The sequence below is a fragment of the Streptomyces sp. bgisy100 genome (assembly GCF_057709105.1).
Map to the genome: position 1 here is coordinate 122,816 of NZ_JBYITE010000013.1, position 22,166 is coordinate 144,981.

At 72.6% G+C, this 22,166-nt stretch carries 18 protein-coding genes and 1 riboswitch; of the genes, 10 read left to right on the forward strand and 8 right to left on the reverse strand.

The window, feature by feature from the left end:
• Window positions 1-2: 2 nt before the first annotated feature.
• Window positions 3-2,759, reverse strand: a complete 2,757-nt coding sequence (locus AC3EQ1_RS12220) for a murein hydrolase activator EnvC family protein (RefSeq protein ID WP_432094370.1) — start codon at window positions 2,757-2,759, stop codon at window positions 3-5.
• Here AC3EQ1_RS12220 and rpsB point away from each other — a divergent pair.
• The 6 genes from rpsB to AC3EQ1_RS12250 all read left to right on the forward strand — a co-directional run bounded on the left by rpsB (window position 2,647) and on the right by AC3EQ1_RS12250 (window position 8,008).
• Entirely contained in the window at window positions 2,647-3,564 is a 918-nt protein-coding gene (gene rpsB, locus AC3EQ1_RS12225; RefSeq protein WP_432094334.1) for a 30S ribosomal protein S2, read from the forward strand. The two genes, AC3EQ1_RS12220 and rpsB, sit on opposite strands and share 113 nt — an antisense overlap.
• A gap of 161 nt (window positions 3,565-3,725) precedes the next feature.
• The gene (gene tsf / locus AC3EQ1_RS12230; RefSeq protein WP_432094335.1) at window positions 3,726-4,562 is read left to right on the forward strand and encodes a translation elongation factor Ts; all 837 of its coding nucleotides are present in this window, start codon (window positions 3,726-3,728) and stop codon (window positions 4,560-4,562) included.
• Between the two features lie 167 nt (window positions 4,563-4,729).
• Window positions 4,730-5,497, forward strand: a complete 768-nt coding sequence (pyrH, locus tag AC3EQ1_RS12235) for a UMP kinase (protein WP_432094336.1) — start codon at window positions 4,730-4,732, stop codon at window positions 5,495-5,497.
• Between the two features lie 151 nt (window positions 5,498-5,648).
• Window positions 5,649-6,206, forward strand: coding sequence for a ribosome recycling factor (gene frr / locus AC3EQ1_RS12240; protein WP_432094337.1), 558 nt, complete (start codon window positions 5,649-5,651; stop codon window positions 6,204-6,206).
• Window positions 6,206-7,300 (forward strand): phosphatidate cytidylyltransferase, encoded by a 1,095-nt coding sequence (locus tag AC3EQ1_RS12245; RefSeq protein WP_432094338.1) that lies wholly within the window; start codon window positions 6,206-6,208, stop codon window positions 7,298-7,300. Before frr ends, AC3EQ1_RS12245 begins: the two co-directional genes overlap by 1 nt.
• A 165-nt stretch (window positions 7,301-7,465) precedes the next feature.
• Window positions 7,466-8,008, forward strand: a complete 543-nt coding sequence (locus AC3EQ1_RS12250; protein WP_432094339.1) for a hypothetical protein — start codon at window positions 7,466-7,468, stop codon at window positions 8,006-8,008.
• A gap of 128 nt (window positions 8,009-8,136) precedes the next feature.
• On the opposite strand, the gene AC3EQ1_RS12255 is transcribed toward AC3EQ1_RS12250, so the two are convergent.
• Window positions 8,137-8,934: a bestrophin-like domain gene (locus AC3EQ1_RS12255; protein ID WP_432094340.1), complete on the reverse strand. Its 798-nt coding sequence runs from the start codon at window positions 8,932-8,934 to the stop codon at window positions 8,137-8,139.
• Between the two features lie 477 nt (window positions 8,935-9,411).
• On the opposite strand from AC3EQ1_RS12255, the gene rlmN reads away from it, so the two are divergent.
• The 4 genes from rlmN (at window position 9,412) to AC3EQ1_RS12275 (ending at window position 14,697) form a co-directional block, all read left to right on the forward strand.
• Window positions 9,412-10,518: a dual-specificity RNA methyltransferase RlmN gene (gene rlmN, locus AC3EQ1_RS12260; RefSeq protein WP_432094341.1), complete on the forward strand. Its 1,107-nt coding sequence runs from the start codon at window positions 9,412-9,414 to the stop codon at window positions 10,516-10,518.
• 58 nt (window positions 10,519-10,576) lie between these two features.
• Window positions 10,577-10,683, forward strand: a riboswitch (TPP riboswitch).
• A gap of 205 nt (window positions 10,684-10,888) precedes the next feature.
• A complete protein-coding gene (locus tag AC3EQ1_RS12265; protein ID WP_432094371.1) occupies window positions 10,889-11,914 on the forward strand; it encodes a thiamine ABC transporter substrate-binding protein in 1,026 nt (341 codons plus the stop codon).
• A complete protein-coding gene (locus tag AC3EQ1_RS12270; protein WP_432094342.1) occupies window positions 11,890-13,656 on the forward strand; it encodes an ABC transporter permease in 1,767 nt (588 codons plus the stop codon). Before AC3EQ1_RS12265 ends, AC3EQ1_RS12270 begins: the two co-directional genes overlap by 25 nt.
• Window positions 13,657-14,697, forward strand: coding sequence for an ABC transporter ATP-binding protein (locus AC3EQ1_RS12275; RefSeq protein WP_432094343.1), 1,041 nt, complete (start codon window positions 13,657-13,659; stop codon window positions 14,695-14,697).
• A gap of 58 nt (window positions 14,698-14,755) precedes the next feature.
• Here the strand turns inward: AC3EQ1_RS12275 and AC3EQ1_RS12280 are convergent, their stop codons facing one another.
• The 6 genes from AC3EQ1_RS12280 to AC3EQ1_RS12305 all read right to left on the reverse strand — a co-directional run bounded on the left by AC3EQ1_RS12280 (window position 14,756) and on the right by AC3EQ1_RS12305 (window position 22,049).
• The gene (locus tag AC3EQ1_RS12280; protein ID WP_432094344.1) at window positions 14,756-15,892 is read right to left on the reverse strand and encodes an LOG family protein; all 1,137 of its coding nucleotides are present in this window, start codon (window positions 15,890-15,892) and stop codon (window positions 14,756-14,758) included.
• Window positions 15,893-15,916: 24 nt separating this feature from the next.
• Window positions 15,917-17,122 (reverse strand): hypothetical protein, encoded by a 1,206-nt coding sequence (locus AC3EQ1_RS12285; RefSeq protein WP_432094345.1) that lies wholly within the window; start codon window positions 17,120-17,122, stop codon window positions 15,917-15,919.
• Entirely contained in the window at window positions 17,104-17,835 is a 732-nt protein-coding gene (locus AC3EQ1_RS12290; RefSeq protein WP_432094346.1) for an ABC transporter ATP-binding protein, read from the reverse strand. The genes AC3EQ1_RS12285 and AC3EQ1_RS12290 overlap by 19 nt, the downstream gene beginning before the upstream one ends.
• A 316-nt stretch (window positions 17,836-18,151) precedes the next feature.
• Window positions 18,152-19,816 carry a thiamine pyrophosphate-binding protein gene (locus AC3EQ1_RS12295; protein WP_432094347.1) on the reverse strand — a complete coding sequence of 555 codons (1,665 nt, stop codon included), beginning with the start codon at window positions 19,814-19,816 and terminating at the stop codon, window positions 18,152-18,154.
• A 365-nt stretch (window positions 19,817-20,181) separates the two neighbouring features.
• Window positions 20,182-21,543, reverse strand: a complete 1,362-nt coding sequence (locus AC3EQ1_RS12300) for an aspartate aminotransferase family protein (RefSeq protein WP_432094348.1) — start codon at window positions 21,541-21,543, stop codon at window positions 20,182-20,184.
• A 2-nt stretch (window positions 21,544-21,545) separates the two neighbouring features.
• Window positions 21,546-22,049, reverse strand: coding sequence for an Lrp/AsnC family transcriptional regulator (locus tag AC3EQ1_RS12305; RefSeq protein WP_388851339.1), 504 nt, complete (start codon window positions 22,047-22,049; stop codon window positions 21,546-21,548).
• Window positions 22,050-22,166: the final 117 nt, after the last annotated feature.

Genomic DNA, 22,166 nt, shown 5'->3' on the forward strand with positions numbered 1-22,166 from the left:
GATCACAGGCCCTGACGGCGCGCCCTCCTCCGCCCTCGTTCGTCCTCCTGCGTGCCTGTCGCCTCATGAGGGGCGGACGGTGCCGGACCGCGTGGTCCGGCATGGAGACGGTGATGGGCCCACCATGCCGCGGTGATCAGTGCTCCGGCTACGGAGAGCGCTGCGGGAAGGCCCGCATCCGGCCCGGTTGCGGCGAGCTCAGGCGGTGTCCGCAGGGCGGGTGCGGTACCCCGCACCACGCCAGTGCGGCGATGCCTTGCTGCCGGATGGGCAGGCGCTGTGGCCCGGTGGCCTGCCCACTCTGCGGGTGGCCGGTCAGCGGTGCCATGCGCCGTCGCGCGACCCGCGCCGGTGCGACCGGCCTGCGCAAGACCGGCATGTGCAAGACAGGGGTGCGCGAGACCGCCACTCGCGAGAACGGCATCAGCGAGACCTCCGCCAGCGACAACGGCATCAGGGAGACCTCCTCCCGCGAGGACGGCATCCGCGAGACCCCCTCCGGCGAAACCTCCTCCAGCGAGGCCTGTTCCCGTGTGCTCTGTGTCCGCTCGACTCGCATCCGCGCCACCTGTTTCCGGGGCATCCGTAGGAGCGCCGGACCGGTGCGCGCTGCCTCCGACTGTCGCAGCTCTGCCGGGTCCGTTTCCGCCGAAGCCGAAGCCGAAGCCGAAGCCGGAGCCGGAGCCGGAGCCGGACCCGGCGTCGGGGTCGGAAGGGGCGCGGCCGGCCTGGGGTGTCGCAGGGCGTTCGGCCTCGGGTGAAAGGGCGGAGGTGTGGTCGGACGGGGCCGTCCCGTGAGGCTCGGGGACCCCGAAGACGGGAAGCAGCCGGGACGGTCCGCCGCGCAGCATCCAGGCCGGGAGCAGGGAGAGCGGGTCGAGGTAGCGGTCCCCTCGGCGCAATCCCCAGTGGAGGCAGCCGGAAGGGCAATGGGAGCGGCCGTCGTCCAACGTTCCCACCGGCTGTCCTGCTGTGACGCGGTCCCCCTTCCGGACCTCGGGGCGTACGGGCTCGTAGGTGATGCGCAGCGGTGGGCTGCCGGTGCCGTCGAGTTCGATCACCAGGACGGGGCGGCCCGCGACGCTCCCTGCGAACGTCACCCGGCCCGCGGCAGCCGCCCGTACGGTCCCGCCGGGACGAGCGGCCAGATCCACGCCCCGGTGACCTGCGGCGTAGGGCGAGGAGGGAGGGTCCCAGCCGCGTACGACCTCGGGGCGCGCGCCGGCGTCCGGGCCGCCCACCGGCCATGCCCGGCCGACGGACGGCTCGTCCGCACCGGGACTGTCCGGTGCCGCCTCCCGCTGTTCGTCCGGTGTCCGTCGGTGCTCGTCGGACGCCCGTTCCCGTTCCCGTTGCCCGGCCGGTGCGGCCACCGCGGTCCCGTGCGGGGCGGGCCGCCCGGCCGGTGGGGCCGCCTCAGCTGTTCGTGCCGCGAGCTGCCCGGCCCGCCCGCCCTCCCCGGCCCACCGTGTCCGGATCTTCCGAGCAGCTTCCCCGTCCCGGGCGCGGGCGTGCGCTCCGGAGGCACAGCGCGGCACGCCGGCGCTTCCGTGACCGCTTGCTCCCGGTGGCCGGGAGGGGCGGGAGGCGTGCGCGGTGGCTCCGGAACCCGTGACGGTGACCGCGCCGCCCCCTCCGTGGCTGGTGGGGCAGCCGAGAGGTGCCGCGCCGCGAGCCGTGGGAGCGAGGGGCCTCGTCCCCGGTACCGACGGCACGGGGGCAGGCCCGAGCAGCCACGGTGTCAGCGCCACGAGGACGAGCCCGAGGAGCGCCGGCAGCAGCAGGAGGGCGAGCAGTAAGGGGGCGGTGGCTGCGCATCGGGTTGCCCCGGGCCTGTGCCGGATCGGTCCGTGTGCCGCCCACCGGCTCGCACGGCCAGGGTTCATGGCATGAGAGGCGAAGGTCGCCGCAGGAGCAGGAGCAGGAGCAGGACCAGAACCAGGAGACGGGAGGCGGGAGTGAACCCGTCTCCACAGCCGGGGGACTCCGGGCGTCCGCAGGATCCGCCGTTGCGCCCATGGCAGCCGTTCCGTCCACGGCGTACACGGCGTCTGCGTCCAGGACGTCCAGAGCGACCGCTGCGTCCAGGGCACGCGTGGCGTCGGTGGCATCCGTGGGGTCCATGGCATCCGGTGTGCGCACCGCATCCGTATGTCCCACCGCCTCCTCGGGGAGACAGCCGGCCGGTGGCCGCACCCGGCCGGCGGGAGACGGGAGGGCCCCGGGCGGGCCGGGAACGGAGGACGGTCGTCGGATCGCATGGGGCGACTGTGGACCGGCGGGCCCGTGCCGAGGGGATCATGGAGCGGATCTGTGGAGTACCGGCCGGTTGTGGACAACCTCGTCACGCGTGTGGGGGAGTCCGCCTCCGCCCCACCCTCCGCTGCGCCCCGGAGGCTCCCGTGCCCGGTGGGGAGCCCGATGAGTGTCGCACTGCGGTTCGGCGGTCCCGTACACTTCTGGTGGCGATCCGGGTCACCGGGTCGACTTCGCACGCCCCGCCGGCGGCGCATCGAGTCCTCCAGGACAGCGCCGCGGCCGCGTCCCTCGGTCCTCGGAAGATCTTTCCGTGGCACGGCGCGTCGGGGCGTCAGGCACAGCGGCCACCCGGCCGCAGTGAAACCGAGTACCTCAAGGAGTACGGCCATGGCCGTCGTCACGATGCGGGAGCTGCTGGAGAGCGGCGTCCACTTCGGGCACCAGACCCGCCGCTGGAACCCGAAGATGAAGCGCTTCATCTTCACCGAGCGCAACGGCATCTACATCATCGACCTGCTCCAGTCGCTGTCGTACATCGACCGCGCCTACGAGTTCGTCAAGGAGACCGTCGCGCACGGCGGCTCCATCATGTTCGTCGGCACCAAGAAGCAGGCGCAGGAAGCCATCGCCGAGCAGGCGACCCGCGTCGGGATGCCGTACGTCAACCAGCGCTGGCTGGGCGGCATGCTCACCAACTTCTCGACCGTCTACAAGCGCCTGCAGCGCCTGAAGGAGCTCGAGGAGATCGACTTCGAGGACGTGGCCGCCTCCGGCCTCACCAAGAAGGAGCTCCTGGTTCTCTCCCGCGAGAAGGCCAAGCTGGAGAAGACCCTCGGCGGTATCCGCGAGATGCAGAAGGTGCCCAGCGCCGTCTGGATCGTGGACACCAAGAAGGAGCACATTGCCGTCGGTGAGGCGCGCAAGCTCAACATCCCGGTCGTCGCGATCCTCGACACCAACTGCGACCCGGACGAGGTCGACTACAAGATCCCGGGCAACGACGACGCGATCCGCTCCGTCACCCTGCTCACCCGCGTGATCGCCGACGCCGTCGCCGAGGGCCTCATCGCCCGCTCCGGCGCCGCCACCGGTGACTCCAAGCCGGGCGAGAAGGCCGGCGAGCCGCTCGCCGAGTGGGAGCGCGACCTGCTCGAGGGCGACAAGAAGGCCGACGAGCCCGCCGCGGCCGAGAAGCCCGCCGAGGCCGAGGCCGAGAAGCCGGCCGAGGCTCCCGCCGCCGAGGCCCCCGCCGCCGAGGCCGAGAAGCCGGCCGAGGCCCCCGCCGCGGACGCCGAGCAGGCCTGACACCGCGAAGTCCGGGGAGAGCTCCCCGGACGACCGCTGCCTGCGGTGCCCGGGCTTCGGCCCGGGACACCGCAGCGTCACGGCTGATGACGGCGGGGGCCGGGTGCCCCCGCCGTCCACCCGTAGATCCAATCGACTTTTCGAGAAGAGATTGACAGACCATGGCGAACTTCACCGCCGCTGACGTCAAGAAGCTCCGTGAGCTCACCGGCGCCGGCATGATGGACTGCAAGAAGGCGCTGGACGAGGCCGAGGGCAACGTCGACAAGGCCGTCGAGATCCTGCGCGTCAAGGGCCAGAAGGGCGTCGCCAAGCGCGAGAGCCGCAGCGCCGAGAACGGTGCCGTCGTGGCCCGGATCGCCGAGGACAAGAAGTCCGGCGTGCTGGTCGAGCTGAAGTGCGAGACCGACTTCGTCGCCAAGGGTGACAAGTTCGTCGCCGTCGCCGACGCCATCGCCGCCCACGTCGCCGCGACCTCCCCGGCCGGCCTCGAGGCCCTGCTCGCCTCCGAGATCGAGGCCGGCAAGACCGTCCAGGCGTTCGTGGACGAGGCCAACGCCACCCTCGGCGAGAAGATCGTTCTCGACCGCTTCGCGCAGTTCTCCGGCGGCTTCGTCGCCTCCTACCTGCACCGCACCAGCCCGGACCTGCCCCCGCAGGTCGGCGTCCTGGTCGAGCTGGACCAGGAGAACGCCGAGGTTGCCAAGGACATCGCGCAGCACATCGCCGCGTTCTCGCCGAAGTTCCTCACCCGTGAGGAGATCTCCGCCGAGACCGTCGAGAACGAGCGCCGCGTCGCCGAGGCCACCGCTCGCGAGGAGGGCAAGCCCGAGGGCGCCCTGCCGAAGATCGTCGAGGGCCGGGTGAACGGCTTCTTCAAGGAGAACGTGCTCCTGGACCAGGCGTTCGCCAAGGACAACAAGAAGTCCGTCCAGAAGGTTCTGGACGAGGCCGGTGTCGCCCTGAAGCGCTTCGCCCGCTTCCGGGTCGGCGTCTGACCCGAACAGCTCCGTTCAGCGACGGAATACGCCCGACCCGCTAGGGTCGGGTGCAGTCGGCCGCCTACGCGCCGGACGACCGCAGATGTGACGAGGAGGCCATTGCCGCAGAGGGCTCGACAGACCCACCGGCAATGGCCTCCTCGTATGTGCATGAGGAGATCTCCATGAATCAGGGCGCCGACAAGGCCGACAACAGCGACCATGGCACCACACGCCGACGCTTCCTGCTGAAGCTTTCCGGGGAGGCGTTCGCCGGCGGCGGGGCACTCGGTGTCGACCCCGACGTCGTGCACGCCATGGCGCGGGAGATCGCCGCCGTGGTCCGCGGCGGAGCGGAGATCGCCGTCGTCATCGGCGGCGGCAACTTCTTCCGCGGCGCCGAGCTCCAGCAGCGCGGGATGGACCGGGCCCGCTCGGACTACATGGGCATGCTGGGCACCGTCATGAACTGCCTTGCCCTGCAGGACTTCCTGGAGAAGGAAGGCATCGACTCCCGCGTCCAGACCGCCATCACCATGGGCCAGGTCGCGGAGCCCTACATTCCGCTGCGTGCCGTGCGGCACCTGGAGAAGGGCCGCGTGGTCATCTTCGGTGCGGGCATGGGCATGCCCTACTTCTCCACCGACACCACCGCCGCCCAGCGCGCCCTGGAGATCGACGCCGAGGCGCTGCTGATGGGGAAGAATGGCGTGGACGGGGTGTACGACTCCGACCCCAAGAAGAACCCGGACGCGGTGAAGTTCGATGCGCTGGAGTACAGCGAGGTGATCACCCGGGGCCTCAAGGTCGCGGACGCCACCGCCATCACCCTGTGCATGGACAACAAGCTTCCGATCCTCGTCTTCGAGCTTCTGACCGAAGGCAACATCGCGCGTGCGGTGAAGGGTGAGAAGATCGGCACACTCGTCAGCGATCAGGGGACCCGGGCCTGACCGTCGGTCCCGCACCGCGGGCAGGAGGGGCAGTTCCCGGCCGTAACGAACAGCCCGGCCCGGGGATGGACAAGGGCCTGCCGGTCGGACACCGTGCAGGAGAAGAAGCGCAGGGCGGGGCTGTGCTCACTCACAAGACCAGGAGCAAGTGGTGATCGAAGAGATCCTCCTCGAGGCCGAGGAGAAGATGGAGAAGGCCGTCGTGGTCGCCAAGGAGGACTTCGCCGCGATCCGCACCGGGCGTGCGCACCCGGCGATGTTCAACAAGATCGTGGCGGACTACTACGGTGCGCTGACGCCGATCAACCAGCTGGCGTCGTTCTCGGTGCCGGAGCCGCGCATGGCGGTCGTGACGCCCTTCGACCAGAGTGCGCTGCGCAACATCGAGCAGGCGATCCGGGACTCCGACCTCGGAGTCAACCCGTCGAACGACGGCAGGATCATCCGGGTGACGTTCCCCGAGCTCACCGAGGAGCGCCGCCGCGAGTTCATCAAGGTCGCGAAGAGCAAGGGCGAGGACTCGAAGATCTCGATCCGCAGCGTCCGCCGCAAGGCCAAGGAGAGCATCGACAAGCTCATCAAGGACGGCGAGGTCGGCGAGGACGAGGGCCGCCGCGCGGAGAAGGAGCTCGACGACACCACCGCGAAGTACGTCGCCCAGGTGGACGAGCTGCTCAAGCACAAGGAAGCCGAGCTGCTCGAGGTCTGATGAACGACTCATCCTGGGGAGCCCCGCAGGGCACCGGTGTACGGGGGCCGTCGGAGCCCGTGTCCGTCTCGGCGGGTCCCGCACACGCCGCGGCCGACGCGGCGCAGACTCGGCCCATGCCCATCGTGCCCGACACAGGCGGAGACCAGGACGACCGTGACCGGGGGGCCGCTCGGCTGAGCGGCCCCCTGTTCCGCGACGAGCAGCGGCGCCCGGAGGACGACCCTGTGCACAGGCATTCGCGGCAATCCGCCGAGCCGCAGCCGACCCCGCAGAAGAAGCGCGCGGGCCGGGACCTGCGCGCGGCGATAGGGGTCGGCGTCGGCCTGGGCGCCGTCATCATCGCCTCGCTCTTCATCGTGAAGGCGCTCTTCGTCGGTGTGGTCGCGGTGGCGGTCGTGGTCGGACTCTGGGAGCTGTCCTCGCGGCTCTCCGAGAAGAAGGACATCCGTACGCCGCTGGTGCCGCTCGCGGTCGGCGGCGTCGCCATGATCGTGGCGGGCTACGTCCGGGGCGCGGAGGGCGCCTGGGTCGCGATGGCCCTCACCGCGCTCGCGGTGCTGGTCTGGCGGATGACGGAGTCCCCCGAGGACTATCTCCGGGATGTCACGGCCGGGATCTTCGCGGCCTTCTACGTGCCGTTCCTGGCCACGTTCGTGGCGCTGATGCTGGCCGCGGACGACGGCGCGTGGCGGGTGCTGACCTTCCTGGCGCTCACCGTGGTGAGCGACACCGGTGCGTACGCCGTCGGCTGGCGCTTCGGCAAGCACAAGCTGGCCCCCCGGATCAGCCCCGGGAAGACCCGTGAGGGACTGTTCGGCGCGGTGGCCTTCGCCATGATCGCCGGGGCCCTGTTCATGGAGTTCCTGATCGACGGCGGCAGCTGGTGGCAGGGGCTGCTGCTCGGCCTCGCGGTCGCCGCCAGTGCCACGCTGGGCGACCTCGGCGAGTCCATGATCAAGCGGGACCTGGGCATCAAGGACATGGGCAAGCTGCTGCCGGGCCACGGCGGGATCATGGACCGGCTGGATTCACTGCTGCCCACCGCACCGGTGGTGTGGCTGCTGCTGGTGATCTTCGTGGGAGCCGGCTGAGCCGACCGGACCGCGCACCGGTCGCACCCGCGCCGGAACAGGGCCTGCCGCACGCTCGCGGCGGGCCCTCCGTGCTTTTCCGTGCCGGGGCGGGCTCGATCATGCTCATGCCCGGCGCCCCGGTACGGTGCCGGGCATGAACCTGAAGACTCTGGCGGGCCGGGCATGGACCTGAAGACTCTGGCGGGCATCGTGGTGGGTGCGGTGGTGAGCCTGGTCACCACCGCGCTTGTGGAGCGGACGCGCTGGAAGCGCGCCCTGGGGCAGGAAGGCAATCAGATACTGCGGGAGTCCTACGTGGACTACCTCGCCGCCCTGGCCCAGTCCCATGAGGGGATACGAGTGGCCGCGTTACGCACGTACGACGGTGTCGACGAGCGCACCGCCGCCATCATGGAGGCGTTCAGCGGCTCCGACCTCTATCAGCAGCGGTTCCGGCTCACCATGCTGGCGCCCCCACGGGTCGTCGAGCTCGGGGTGCACGCCCTCAGACGGGGCCGGAGGATGCGCGATCTGCTGGTCGAGGGCGCGGGGCTCGACTCCGCACCGTACCGCGCGGCGCAGACGACGTTCTACGAGGCGGTGCAGGCGGCGTCCGACGAGATGCGAGGATCGCTGGACATCGAGCCGCTGGGCTTCATGCCCATGGGATGGCCGTCCGGCCGGCCCCCGGCCGAGCCGGTCCGAAGCGGCGCACGGGGGCAGTGAACACCCCGGCGCTGCCCGTGGCCACCGCGGTATCCGGTCGCCTCCACGGGGCGTGCCGGCTGCGTCAGCACGGCCACCGGCCGGCCGCGAACGAGTTTCACCGTCGCGGTGCCGATCGGGCCCGCCGCCTACTGCCCGCCGTGGAAGAAGCCGGACTTCAGGTCCCCGATGACGGCGTCGAGTGGCTGCCCGCTCACGATGAACGGTCCGGTCCACGGCGCACTGAGTGCGAAGAGCAACGCCAGGCTCAGCCCGACCACACCCGCAACGCCCACGACGAGCAGTGACGTTCGCAGGCCGCTGCGGAAGACCAGTGCGCCGGCGTTCACGATCAAGGCCAGTCCGCTGACCACCAGTGTGACGACGTAGAGCGCGGGAACATCACGCGAGGCGGCCGCGACGCGGGCGCGACGACTATTGGTGACGCTGTCCAGGGAAAGCAGCAGCTCCGCGCCTGCCGGGGTTCCCAGCTCGGGCCGGGCCGCCTCGGCGCGCACGTCCTGCTCCAGCCGGGCGATCGTTCGAGCAGTGGGCGGGTCGTCACTGGACGCCGCTGCCGCACCTTCCCACTCCCTGTCACGCGTGGTCTGCAGGTAGTTCTCCAGTGCCGCATGGATCGGCTCCGACCGGACTCGTGGACTCGTCGCCGCCCATGCCAGGCGGGAGGCTGCGGCCGCCTCACTGCTCACCAATCCCTCCGCCGCGCGCAGATAGCCGGCCTCGCTGGCCAGCGAGAGTGCCGCAAAGATCGCGAAAGCGGCGCCGAGTGTCGGCATCAGGGGCGTGGCGATCTGCGGCACCCGGTCCTGCTCCCCGGCCGGCACGAGCGCCCGCACGCTGACCCGGGCCACGGCCGCGAGCAGTAGGGCGATGAAGAGCCAGCCCACAACCAGCGCCGCCGCCGGCAGCGAGGTCAACCAGTTCACTCCATCACCTCCGGCGCGTTCCCACGAGCGTCCTGCGACGGGACATATCGGCCCCCTCGCGCCCGGGAGCTCCTCGTCGATCACCGCCAACGACTGCTCCATGATCACAGTTCGAAGACCTCCGATGCGCGCGACGCCCGGCACGGCACCTCGGTTCGTTGGCCGAACAGCCCAGTGCGGCCCGGTGCGAGGGCATTCGGCCGCCAGGGGATGCACCGCGCCGGACGCCGCTCTTCGTCCGCCCAGGGTTGCGACACGTGCCAGTGGCCCAATGCTGGACGCCGCCTGCACCACGAACCGTTTCAGTCGCCTGCCGAGCGCGGCCTTCCGGCCGTGAGGTCGATCCTGCGGCCGGCCCCCTGGGCCGTCTCCGGGCTGTGCGAGGTCGGCGAACGGTGGCGGCGGACAACCGCCGGTGACGGCCTTCCACCGCTCCGGCCCGGGGCGCCGTAGTTGATCTGCCACACTGGAGCCGTTATGCCTGCACCCGGAGAACTCACCTTTGCCGTGCCGCGCGGAGCCAAGAAGCCCCCGCGGCACCTCGCCGACCTCAGCCCCGCCGAGCGCCGCGAGGCCGTGGCCGCCATCGGGGAGAAGCCGTTCCGCGCCGGTCAGGTGTCGCGCCACTACTTCGCGCGGTACGCCCACGACCCGGCCGACTGGACCGACATCCCGGCCGCGGCCCGCGAGAAGCTGGCGGCCGAGCTGCTGCCCGAGCTGATGTCCGTGATGCGGCACGTCTCCTGCGACAACGACACCACCCGCAAGACGCTGTGGAAGCTCTTCGACGGGACGCTGGTGGAGTCCGTGCTGATGCGTTACCCGGACCGGGTGACCATGTGCATCTCCTCGCAGGCGGGCTGCGGGATGAACTGCCCGTTCTGCGCCACCGGGCAGGCCGGTCTGGACCGCAATCTGTCCACCGCCGAGATCGTGCACCAGATCGTCGACGGGATGCGGGCGCTGCGGGACGGTGAGATCCCCGGAGGCCCCGCCCGGCTGTCGAACATCGTCTTCATGGGCATGGGCGAGCCGCTGGCCAACTACAACCGGGTCGTCGGCGCCATCCGCCGGCTCACCGACCCCGAGCCCGACGGCCTGGGCCTCTCCCAGCGGGGCATCACCGTCTCCACGGTCGGCCTGGTGCCGGCCATGCTGCGGTTCGCCGACGAGGGCTTCAAGTGCCGGCTCGCGGTCTCCCTGCACGCGCCGGACGACGAGCTGCGCGACACCCTGGTGCCGGTGAACACCCGCTGGAAGGTGCGCGAGGTGCTCGACGCGGCGTGGGAGTACGCGGAGAAGTCCGGCCGCCGGATCTCCATCGAGTACGCGCTGATCAGGGACATCAACGATCAGGCCTGGCGGGCCGACCTGCTCGGGCGGCTGCTCAAGGGCAACCGGGTGCACGTCAACCTCATCCCGCTCAACCCGACACCCGGTTCCAAGTGGACCGCGTCCCGGCCGGAGGACGAGAAGGCGTTCGTCGCCGCGCTGGAGGCCCACGGTGTGCCGGTGACCGTCCGCGACACCCGCGGCCAGGAGATCGACGGGGCCTGCGGGCAGCTGGCCGCCTCCGAGCGCTGACCGGCAACCGGCCCGAGGAGGATCCGGGCCGGTTGCTAGGGTGTGTTCGAATACATGCATATTCCGACAGGGGAGCGCCACAGCGCTGAGAGTGCGGCACCGAGCCGCAGACCCTCGAACCTGAACCGGGTCATTCCGGCGTAGGGAGTTCGGTCATCACTCAAGCTGTTGCGCCCCGCCCGGCCGCACTCCGCGGCACCGGGCGGGGCCGCGTCTCTTCCTGGGCGGGAGTCCGGAGCCGACGGTTCCGGGGAACGCAGCCAGGAGGAACTCAGTGAGCACCACCAGCAGAAGCACCACCGGAAGAGTCACCACCGGCGGAGCCACCGCGTCACGGGTCGCCGCGGCCGTCCTCGCCGCGGCGGTCGGCATACCCGCCCTGGCCGCCTGTGGCGGAGGGGACTCCGGGAACGGCGGCGGGTCGAAGACGGTCACGCTGGTCACCCACGACTCGTTCAACGTCTCGCCGGCCGTCCTGAAGCAGTTCGAGAAGCAGAGCGGCTACACGGTGAAGCTGCTGCCCGGCGGCGACGCCGGTGCCGCCGTCAACCAGGAGATCCTCTCCCGGGGCAACCCGCGCGGGGACGTCTTCTTCGGGGTGGACAACACCCTGCTGTCGCGCGCGCTCGACCACGACCTGTTCACGCCGTACGAGGCCAAGGGCCTGTCCGGGGTGGACCGGAAGTTGCAGCTCGACGCCGGGCAGCACCGGGTCACCCCCGTCGACTCCGGCGAGATCTGCGTCAACTACGACCGGAAGTACTTCGCCGACAAGAAGCTGGCGCCGCCGAAGACGTTTCAGGACCTGACCGAGCCGCGGTACAAGAACCTGCTCGTCACCGAGAACGCCGCCACCTCCTCGCCCGGCCTCGGCTTCCTGCTCGGCACGGCCGCCGAGTACGGGGATTCCGGCTGGCAGGGCTACTGGAAGAAGCTCAAGGCCAACGGCGTCGAGGTGGTCGACGGCTGGGAGCAGGCCTACAACGACCGGTTCTCCGGCTCGGCCGCCGGCCGGAAGGGCGACAAGCCGCTCGTCGTCTCCTACGCCTCCAGCCCGCCCGCCGAGACCGTGGGCGTGAAGCCGCAGCCGAAGCAGGCCCCCACCGGCGTCGCGACCGGCACCTGCTTCCGGCAGATCGAGTTCGCCGGGCTGCTGAACGGCGCGAAGAACGAGAAGGGCGGCAAGGCCCTGCTCGACTTCCTGCTGAGCAAGCGTTTCCAGGAGGACGTGCCGCTGCGGATGTTCGTCAGCCCGGCGCTGCGGGACGCGAAGGTGCCCGGGATCTTCACCCGGTACGGCGCGAAGATCGACGACCCGGCCACCCTGGCCCCGCAGAAGATCGCCCGGCACCGTGAGCAGTGGGTCGAGCAGTGGTCCTCGCTCGTTCTGAAGTAGCCGGACCCCGGGGAGCCGGCCGGCGCGGCGCGCGGCGGCCGGCCCCCGGGGGCGCGGTGCGGTTCGGCCTGATGGCCGTCCCGCTCGCGTTCTTCGCGCTCTTCTTCGCCTACCCGGTGGTGGCCATCGTCGGCCGCGGGCTCCGGGAGGGCGGTCAGTGGCGGACCGGACGGATCGGGGAGGTCCTGACCGACCCGGACGTGCTGGACGTGCTCTGGTTCACCGGGTGGCAGGCGGCGGCCTCGACCGCGCTGACCCTGGCGGTCGCGCTGCCCGGCGCGTACGTCTTCGCCCGGTTCGACTTCCCCGGCAAGCAGCTGCTGCGGGCGGTCGTGGCCGTGCCGTTCGTGCTGCCGACCGTCGTGGCCGGATCGGCCTTCCTCGCCCTGCTGGGCCGCGGCGGCATGCTGGAAGCGCTGTGGGGCGTCCGGCTGGACACCACGGTCTGGGCGATCCTGCTGGCCCATGTCTTCTTCAACTACGCCGTGGTCGTCCGCACCGTGGGCGGTCTCTGGGCCCAGCTCGACCCCCGCCAGGAGGAGGCGGCCCGGGTCCTCGGCGCGAGCCGGTTCGCGGCCTGGCGCCGGGTCACCCTGCCCGCGCTGGCCCCGTCGGTGGCCGCCGCGGCGCTGATGGTCTTCCTCTTCACCTTCACCTCCTTCGGCGCGGTCCAGATCCTGGGCGGCCCGCGCTACGCCACCCTCGAAGTGGAGATCTACCGGCAGACCGCGCAGCTGCTGGACCTGCCGACCGCCGCCGTGCTGACCCTGGTGCAGTTCGCCGCCGTGGGCGGGATCCTCGCGGTGCACGCCTGGACGGTGCGGCGCCGGGAGTCCGCGCTGCGGCTGGTCGACGCTGCGACCACGGCCCGGCGCCCCCGCGGGACGGGGCAGTGGGCGCTGCTCTGGGCGGTGGTCGCGGTCATCGGGCTGCTCCTCGTGCTGCCGCTGGGCGTCCTGGTGGAGCGGTCCCTCGCCGGGCCCGACGGGTACGGGCTGACCTTCTACCGCGCGCTGCAGTCGTCGGCCGCCAGTGGCGGGACCTTCGCCGTCGCCCCGCTCCAGGCGGTCCTGAACTCCTTGCAGTACGCCCTGGCGGCGACCGGGATCGCCCTGGTGGTGGGCGGGCTCGCGGCCGCCGCGCTCACCCGCGCGGGGGCTCCGGGCACCGCCGGCCGCCCGTTCCGGCGGCGGCCGGCCCGACCGCGGAGCGGCGGCCGGCTGATCCGCGGGTTCGACGCGCTGCTGATGCTGCCGCTGGGCACCTCGGCGGTGACCGTCGGCTTCGGCTTCCTGATCGCCCTGGACGAGCCGCCGCTGGACCTGCGGACCTCGTGGCTGCTGGTGCCGCTCGCCCAGGCGCTGGTCGGGGTGCCGTTCGTGGTCCGCACCATGCTGCCGGTCCTGCGGGCGGTCGACGTCCGGCTGCGGGAGGCCGCGGCCGTGCTCGGTGCCTCCCCGCTGCGGGCCTGGCGTGAGGTGGACCTGCCGATGGTGCGGCGCGCGCTGCTGGTGGCGGCGGGCTTCGCCTTCGCCGTGTCCCTCGGGGAGTTCGGCGCGACGGTCTTCATCGCCCGCCCCGACAACCCCACCCTGCCGGTGGCGGTCGCCCGCTTTCTCGGCCGCGCGGGGGAGCTCAACTACGGGCAGGCGATGGCGCTCAGCACCGTCCTCATGGTGGTGTGCGCGACCGCGCTGCTGGCGCTGGAACGTATCCGCATCGACCGTTCGGGAGAGTTCTAGATGGTGTCGCCGCACCCGATGCTGCGCCTGGACGGGGTGAGTGTCCGCTTCGGCGACCGCACCGCGCTGGACGGGGTGGACCTGGAGGTCGCCGAGCACGAGTCGGTGTGCGTGCTGGGGCCGAGCGGCAGCGGCAAGTCCACCCTGCTGCGGGTGGTGGCCGGGCTCCAGCCGGCCGACGCCGGCACGGTGTTCCTCGCCGGGCGCGACCGCACCGCGGCGCCGGCGCACCGGCGCGGGGTGGGCCTGATGTTCCAGGACCACCAGCTCTTCCCGCAGCGCGACGTGGGCGGCAACGTCACCTTCGGCCTCCGGATGCGCGGGGCGGACCGGGCCGAACAGGAGCGCACCGTCGCCGAACTGCTCGACCTGGTGGGCCTCCCCGGCGCCCAGCGACGGGCCGTCACCGCGCTGTCCGGCGGCGAGCAGCAGCGCGTCGCCCTCGCCCGGGCCCTCGCCCCGCGGCCGGATCTGCTGATGCTCGACGAGCCGCTGGGCCAGCTCGACCGCAGCCTGCGGGAACGGCTGGTCGTGGAGCTGCGCGAGCTGTTCCGCCGGCTGGGCACCACGGTGCTCGCGGTCACCCATGACCAGGCGGAGGCGTTCGCGCTGGCCGACCGGGTGGTGGTGATGCGGGACGGGCGGATCGCGCAGACCGGGACGCCGCTGGAGGTCTGGCAGCGGCCCGCCTCGGAGTTCGTGGCCCGGTTCCTGGGCTTCGAGAACGTGGTCACCGCGACCGTGGACGGCGGGACGGCCGACACCCCCTGGGGCACGGTGCCGGTGCCGGCCGGCAGCGCGCCCGGCGACTGCCGGCTGCTGGTCCGCCCCGCCGGGGTGCGGCTCACCCCGGCGGCGGACGGCCTGCCCTGCACGGTGGCGGCCCGGACCTTCCGGGGCACCCATGTGACGCTCCTGCTGGAGCCCGCGCGCGGCCCGCGTCTGGAAGCGGCCTGCGCCCTGCGGGACGCGCCGGAGCCGGGCACGGAGGTGGGCGTCGCCTTCACCGCCTCCGAGGTGGTGCTCCTGCCCGGCGGCTGACGGAACGTCGCGGGGCGGGGGCCCGGCTGCCCGGGGCCGGCCGTCGCGCAGGCCGTGTTCAGCCCTCAGAGGCCGCCGCGCCGAGCCGCCGCAGCGCCTGAGGGGCCTCCTCCACCGAGTCCACCAGGGCGATCCGGGAGGCCATGGAACGCTCCTCCGCCAGCGCTTGGAGCAGCGGCCAGGTGGGGAAGCGGCGCGTCCAGTGGTCCCGGTCGACCAGCACCATCGGTGTCGGCTCGCCCCGCGACTCGTAGTAGTTGGGTGTCGCGTTGTCGAAGATCTCCTGCACGGTGCCGGCCGCGCCCGGCAGGAAGACGACGCCCGCGGTGCACCGGGCCAGCAGACCGTCCTCCCGGGTCGCGTTGGAGAAGTACTTGGCGATGTCCGAGGCGAACGCGTTCGGCGGCTCGTGACCGTAGAACCAGGTCGGCACCCCCACCGACGGCCCGCCGCCCGGCCACCGGCCGCGCACTTCGAATGCCGCCTGCGCCCAGTCCCCCACCGAGGGGTCGAACGAGGGGGTCTTGCCGAGCAGTTCGAGCGCCTCGTCCAGCATGGCGTCGGTGAAGCGGACGGCGTACGCGCCGAGGTTCGCCGCCTCCATCGCGCCCGGGCCGCCCCCGGTGGCGACGGTGAAACCGGCATCGGCGAGTGCGCGGCCCAGCCGGGCGGCGCCCGCGAAGGCCTCCGTGCCGCGCGCCATGGCGTGGCCGCCCATGACCCCCACCACCCGTCGCCCGGCGAGGAGCTCGTCGAGCGCGTCGGAGACCGCGTCGTCGTGGACGGCGCGCAGCATCGAGCCCATGATGTCGCCGTCGGCCCGGGTCTGCCCGAACCAGGCGTACGCGCGGGCGTCCGGGGTGGCCGCGTACCCCGCGCCGTCCAGGCCCCGGAACAGCTCGTCGGGGGTGTAGAGCGTGCCCCGGTACGGGTCGAACGGCAGCTCCGGCACCGGCGGGAAGACCATCGCGCCCTCCGCCCGGACCTTGGCCGCGGCCTCCTCCGCCATCGCGCAGCCGAGGAACACCGCCCCGGCGCTCCGGGTGGCGAGGAGCCGTTCCGTACGGCCCGTCAGGTCGACGGACTGGATGCGGTGGCCGCGCAGCGAACCGGCCGCCACCACCTCGTCGAACTCGGCCAGGGATTCGATCTCACGGTCGTCGGCGCGGCCTGCGGCGGCTGATATCGGATGCACGCCGGTCATCGTAGGGGAGCGGGTTCAGCGCGTGAGGGGCAGTGCGGCGAGCTCGGCGACGAGCCAGGTGAGCGGGGCCAGCACGGCCACCGTCACCGCGCCGCGGAGCGCCGCCGCCCGGCGCAGCGTGCCCGCCGGGACACCGAGCCGCCGCAGCGCCCCGGTGGTGTCGGTACGGGCGCCCTTGGTCTCCAGGGCCGCGGTCAGCACGGTCGCCGTGACACAGGCCAGCACGAGCGCCGCGCCCATCCCGGTGAGCGGGCCGAACGGCCGCCCGCCGGGGCCGTCCGGCGCCGTGCCGTACAGCCGGGTCGCGGTGAGCGCGGCCGCGACGACCGCGCAGAGCACCCCGAGGGGACGCCCGATGCGCTGGGCCTCCTCCTGGAGGACGCGTCCGGAGAGCAGCCGCAGCGCGCCCGGCCGGCCCGCCGCCAGCAGCCGTCCGCACAGATGGGTGATGCCGGGGCAGGCGAGCACCAGGCCGGTCGCGATGAGGACCCAGCCGCCGACGGCGCCCGGCGGAATGGCGTCCAGCCGGCCCGGGAGCGGGAGGAGTTCGCCGGCGGCCGGCGGGGCGCCGGCGGCGTACGACACCAGGGCCAGGCCCGCCGCGGTGAGCGCGATCCCCCAGGGCAGTCCGCTGAACAGGGTGGCCCGGGCGTTCGCGTGCTCACTGGCGGCGGCCGGCTCCTGCGGGTCGGGCGCCGCTCCGGGCCGCCGCTTCCGGGGACGCAGCGAGAGGGCACCGGCCGCGGCCGACAGCACCGGCACCACGAACAGCAGGGTCAGGACGGCGGCGAACGGCGCGGGCTTCCCCGCGCCGAGCAGCTCGGCCGGCCCGCCCGGGAACGGGACGGGCCCGAGGTCGCCGCGGAGCAGCAGGAACGCCAGCAGCGCGACGACACTGCCGAGCGTGCAGGACACGGCGGTGGAGACGGCGGCGAGCAGCGCCAGCCGGACCGGGCCGAGCCCGGCCGAGGACAGCCCCGGCAGCGGTCGCGCCCCGGGATCCGTCCGGGCCACCGCGACGGCGAACTGCACCGCCGCGCCCAGCGGGACCGCGCACCAGAGCAGCCGGACCGCGGCGTCGGCGCCCCGGTCCGGGTGCCCCAGGGCGTAACCGAGGGTGGCCAGCAGCAGGAACCCGACGCCCGCGGACGCCACCGCGACCAGCAGCCGGCGCAGCAGGACCAGCGGGTGGGTGCCCCGGGCTAGACGGAGAGCGAGCACGCGGCCGCCCTGCCCTCCGCGTCGGGGGCCGGAATGCCGCCGGCCCGCCGGCCGTCCAGCAGCGCGACCGTGCGGTCGGCGAGCGAGGCCACCTCCGGGTCGTGGGTGGCCAGCACGACGGTGATCTCGTGGGAGCGCGCCGCGGTGGTGAGGGTGCGCAGCACATGGGACCGGTCGGCCCGGTGCAGCGGGGCGGACGGCTCGTCGGCGAACAGCACCGACGGCTCGGAGGCGAGGGCCCGGGCGATCGCGATCCGCTGCCGCTGCGCCTGGAGCAGTTTGGCGGGCCGCCTGCGGGCGCAGTCGCCGACGTCGAGCCGCTCCAGCCACTCCAGGGCGGCCCGCTTGGCGGCGCGGTGCCCGGTGCCGCGCAGCAGCAGTGGCAGGGCCGCGTTCTCCCAGCCGGTCAGTTCGGGCACCAGGCGGGGTTCGGTGTCGATCCAGCCGAAGCGGTCCCGGCGCAGCCGCTCCCGGCCCATGCGGCCCAGGGTGTGCACCGGGGCGCTGTTGAACCACACCTCGCCGCTCTGCGGGGCGAGCTGACCGGCCAGACAGCGCAGCAGGGTCGTCTTGCCGCTGCCGCGTGGGCCGGTGACGGCCAGGATCTCTCCCGCGCGGACCTCGACGGAGACACCGGCGAGCGCGGGGGAGCCGCGGTGCGCGTAGTGCAGGGAGCGTGCCCAGAGCACGTCGTTGTCCGGCGGGGCCTCCATGGCGAACACCTCGGCTTACCTATGACAGTCCGTTCCCCTGGCCGGGTGAACGAACCTGAGCCCATACGGTCACTCGCACCGTAAGGAGTCCGGTGTGGGGGCGGCGACTCGTGGGGTCCGGGCGTGTGCCAGGTTCCTCCGAACGGCTCATATGACCGGCGGGGTGCCGGCGCCGCCGGCAAGGGGGTGTTCGACGGGTCGTCCGGGCTTTTCTCCGGCGGGCCCCGGGGCTCCTCCGACGGGCCGGTCAGGCTCCTCCGACGGGCCTGTCAGGGCTGCTCCGACGGGGCCGTCCCGGTCCTTTCGGGGTGCCTCGTCAGGGCTCCCCGTGCTCCTCCCGCTCCCCGTGCTCCTCGGGGGCGAGGTGCGTCGGGGCGAACATCCGCAGCACCGCGGGGAGCACCACGACCGACGGGCCCGGCTCCCGCAGGGCGGCCGCCAGGTCCTCGGCGAGCCGGTCCGGCGCGGTGCGGACGGCCGGGACGCCGAAGGACTCGGCCAGCGCCACGAAGTCGGGCCGGGCCAGCTCGGTGCCGGTGGTCTCGCCGAAGGCGCCGGTCATGTACTCGCGGAGGATGCCGTAGCCGCCGTCGTCGACGATCAGCCAGGTCACCGGCAGCCCGTACTGCCGGGCGGTGGCCAGTTCGGCGATCGAGTACATCGCGCCGCCGTCGCCGGAGACGGCGAGGACCGGTCGCCCGCGGTCGGCCGCGGCGGCGCCGAGCGCGGCCGGGAAGCCGTAGCCGAGGCCGCCCGCCCCCTGGGCGGAGTGCAGGGCGCCCGCGCGCGGGTCGAAGGCGGACCAGGCCCAGTACGCCAGGATGGTCATGTCCCAGAACGACGGGGAGTCCTCCGGCAGTGCCTCCCGGACGGCGGCCAGCACCCGCTGTTCCAGGCCGAGTTCCTGGGCGTCGATCCGGTCCCGGACGCGGGCCAGCAGGGCGGCGGCGGTCCGCGCCCCGTCGCCCGCGGGCCGCGGGGCGACCCGCGCCACCAGGGCGTCCAGCGCGAGCCGGGCGTCGGCGTGCACACCGAGGGCGGGGAGGTTGGCCTCGAGCTTGCCGAGGTCGGCCTCGATCTGCACGACCCGGCCGCGCGGCCGGAACGTGTGGTAGTTCGAGGAGAGTTCACCGAGCCCCGAGCCGACGACGAGGAGGACATCGGCGTCCTCCAGGAGCTCGGTGGTGTGCCGGTCCTCCAGCCAGGACTGCAGGGACAGCGGATGCTCCCAGGGGAAGGCGCCCTTGCCGCCGAAGGTGGTGGCCACCGGCGCGTCCAGTGCTTCCGCCAGGGCGCGGAGTTCGTCCTGCGCCCCGGCGCGCACCACTCCGCCGCCCGCCAGGATCACCGGGCGGGCCGCCCCGTCCAGCAGCCGCGCCGCCTCGGCGACGAGCTCCGGCCGGGGCTCCAGCGGCGCCGGAACGGCCCGCAGCGAGACCACCGGGGGCACTTCGACCGGCGCCAGCAGGACGTCCTGCGGGATCTCCACCCACACCGGGCCGCACGGCGCGGCCAGCGCGGACTCCCAGGCGGCGGCGAGCGCCGACGGGATCTGCGAGGCGGTGCGCACGGTGTGCACGGACTTCACCACATCGCGGAACGAGGCCTTCTGGTCGACGAGTTCGTGGAGGAAGCCCCGGCGCCCGCCGCCCAGCCCCGCGACCGGCACCTGGCTGCTGATCCCCAGCACCGGGGCGGACGCCGCGGCCGACTCCTGGAGGGCGGCGAGCGTCATCAACGCCCCCGGCCCGGTCGAGACCAGCAGCGGCGCCACCCCGGAGGTGACCCGGGCGAAGGCGTCGGCGGCGAATCCCGCGTTGTTCTCCACCCGCAGCCCGACGTAGTCGAGCGAGGAGCGGCGCAGGGCGTCGAAGGTCCCCAGGGCGTGCTGCCCGGGGAGGCCGAAGACGGTGGTCGCGCCGAGCGCGGTGAGGGATTCGACGACGAGGTCGCCGCCGTGGCGCGGCTGCGCGCTGCCCATCGGGTGAGCCTTCCTGTGGGGCGCCGCCCGTCCGGCAGCGGTCTCGCCGTTCATGGTGCCGTGCGGGACCGCTGTGCGGTGGGGAGTTCGGGGCCCGGTACGAAGACCGGGCGCCGGGGGGCGGGCCGTGACGGAACGCCCGTAGTGGTGGAGCGGGCGGGACGGGCAGGTGATCACCGGCCTCCGCATGATCACCGGCCTCCGCCCGGCGCAGGCCGAGAGCGCGACAGCGGCTGAGCGTGCGGCCCCGCACAGGGCTCCGCCCCTTCCCCCGTGGAGGGATGGGGCCACGGGAGAAGGGGCGGAGCGGGACGCGCAGGGCGGCGCGTCGGATCGTGGGCGGGTCCGCGAAGGGGGCCCCGGCCTCAGATCTTGGTCCAGGCCTCCGTGAGCACCTGGCGGATGATCTGCTCGATCTCGTCGAAGGTCGACTGGTCCGCGATCAGCGGCGGCGAGAGCTGGATGACCGGGTCGCCGCGGTCGTCGGCCCGGCAGTACAGCCCGTACTCGAAGAGCTTCTTCGACACGAAGCCGTACAGGACGCGCTCGGACTCCTCGGCGGTGAAGGACTCCTTGGTGGCCTTGTCCTTCACCAGCTCGATGCCGTAGAAGAAGCCGTTGCCGCGGACGTCGCCGACGATCGGCAGGTCGTGCAGCTTCTGCAGGGTCGACAGGAAGGCCGACTCGTTGGCCAGCACGTGCTGCGGCAGGCCCTCGCGCTCGAACAGGTCGAGGTTGGCCAGCGCCACCGCGGAGGACACCGGGTGGCCGCCGAAGGTGTAGCCGTGCAGGAAGGTGTTGTCGCCCTTGTAGAACGGCTCCGCGATCCGGTCGGAGACGATCGCGGCGCCGATCGGGGAGTAGCCGGAGGTCATGCCCTTGGCGCAGGTGATGATGTCCGGTACGTAGCCGAACTTGTCACAGGCGAAGATCGTGCCGAGCCGGCCGAAGGCGCAGATGACCTCGTCGGACACGAGCAGCACGTCGTACCGGTCGCAGATCTCGCGGACCCGCTGGAAGTACCCGGGCGGCGGCGGGAAGCAGCCGCCGGCGTTCTGCACCGGCTCCAGGAAGACCGCGGCGACGGTCTCCGGGCCCTCGAAGAGGATCTCCTGCTCGATCTGGTCGGCGGCCCAGCGGCCGAACGCCTCCGGGTCGTCGCCGTGGATCGGCGCCCGGTAGATGTTGGTGTTCGGCACCTTGTGCGCGCCGGGCACCAGCGGCTCGAAGGGGGCCTTCAGAGCCGGCAGACCGGTGATGGACAGGGCGCCCTGCGGGGTGCCGTGGTAGGCCACCGCCCGGGATATCACCTTGTACTTGGTGTGGTTCCCGGTGAGCTTGTGGTACTGCTTCGCCAGCTTCCACGCGGTCTCGACGGCCTCGCCGCCGCCGGTGGTGAAGAAGACCTTGTTGAGGTCGCCCGGGGCGTAGTTCGCCAGCCGCTCGGCCAGCTCGACGGCCTTCGGGTGGGCGTAGGACCACACCGGGAAGAAGGCGAGCTCCGCGGCCTGCTTGGCGGCGACCTCGGCCAGCTCCTGACGGCCGTGGCCGGCCTGCACCACGAACAGGCCCGCGAGCCCGTCGAGGTACCTCTTGCCCTTGTCGTCGTAGATGTAGGTGCCCTCGCCGCGCACGATGGTCGGCACGGGGGCGTTCTCGTACGACGACATGCGGGTGAAATGCATCCACAGGTGGTCGTACGCCGTCTTGGAGAGGTCGGCGCTCATGGCTATCGGGTTCCCCAGGTGTAGGTCTGCTTCTTGAGCTTGAGGTAGACGAAGCTCTCGGTGGAGCGCACGCCGGGCAGGGTGCGGATGCGCTTGTTGATCATTTCCAGAAGGTGGTCGTCGTCCTCGCAGACGACTTCCACGATGAGGTCGAACGAGCCCGCGGTCACCACCACGTACTCGACCTCGTCCATCTCGGTCAGGGCGTCGGCGACGGGGTCGAGGTCTCCCTCGACGTTGATGCCCACCATCGCCTGCCGCCGGAAACCCACGGTGAGGGGGTCGGTGACGGCGACGATCTGCATCACGCCCTGGTCGAGCAGCTTCTGTACGCGCTGCCGCACGGCGGCCTCGGAGAGGCCCACGGCCTTGCCGATCGCCGCGTACGGCCGCCGTCCGTCCTCCTGGAGCTGTTCGATGATCGCCAGGGAGACGGCGTCGACCGGCGTGCCGCCGTTGCTGCCCTTGGTGTCGCGAGTACGAGTGGCCACGGCAACACTGTGCATGAGGACTCGACTGTCTGGCAACCCTCGACCGATGAAATTCGTTGTTGCCCAGTCAGAAAGGCACTGATTTCGTAGATGCTGGGTGGCGGGTATGTCGAAAGCGTCGCCTCAGTGACT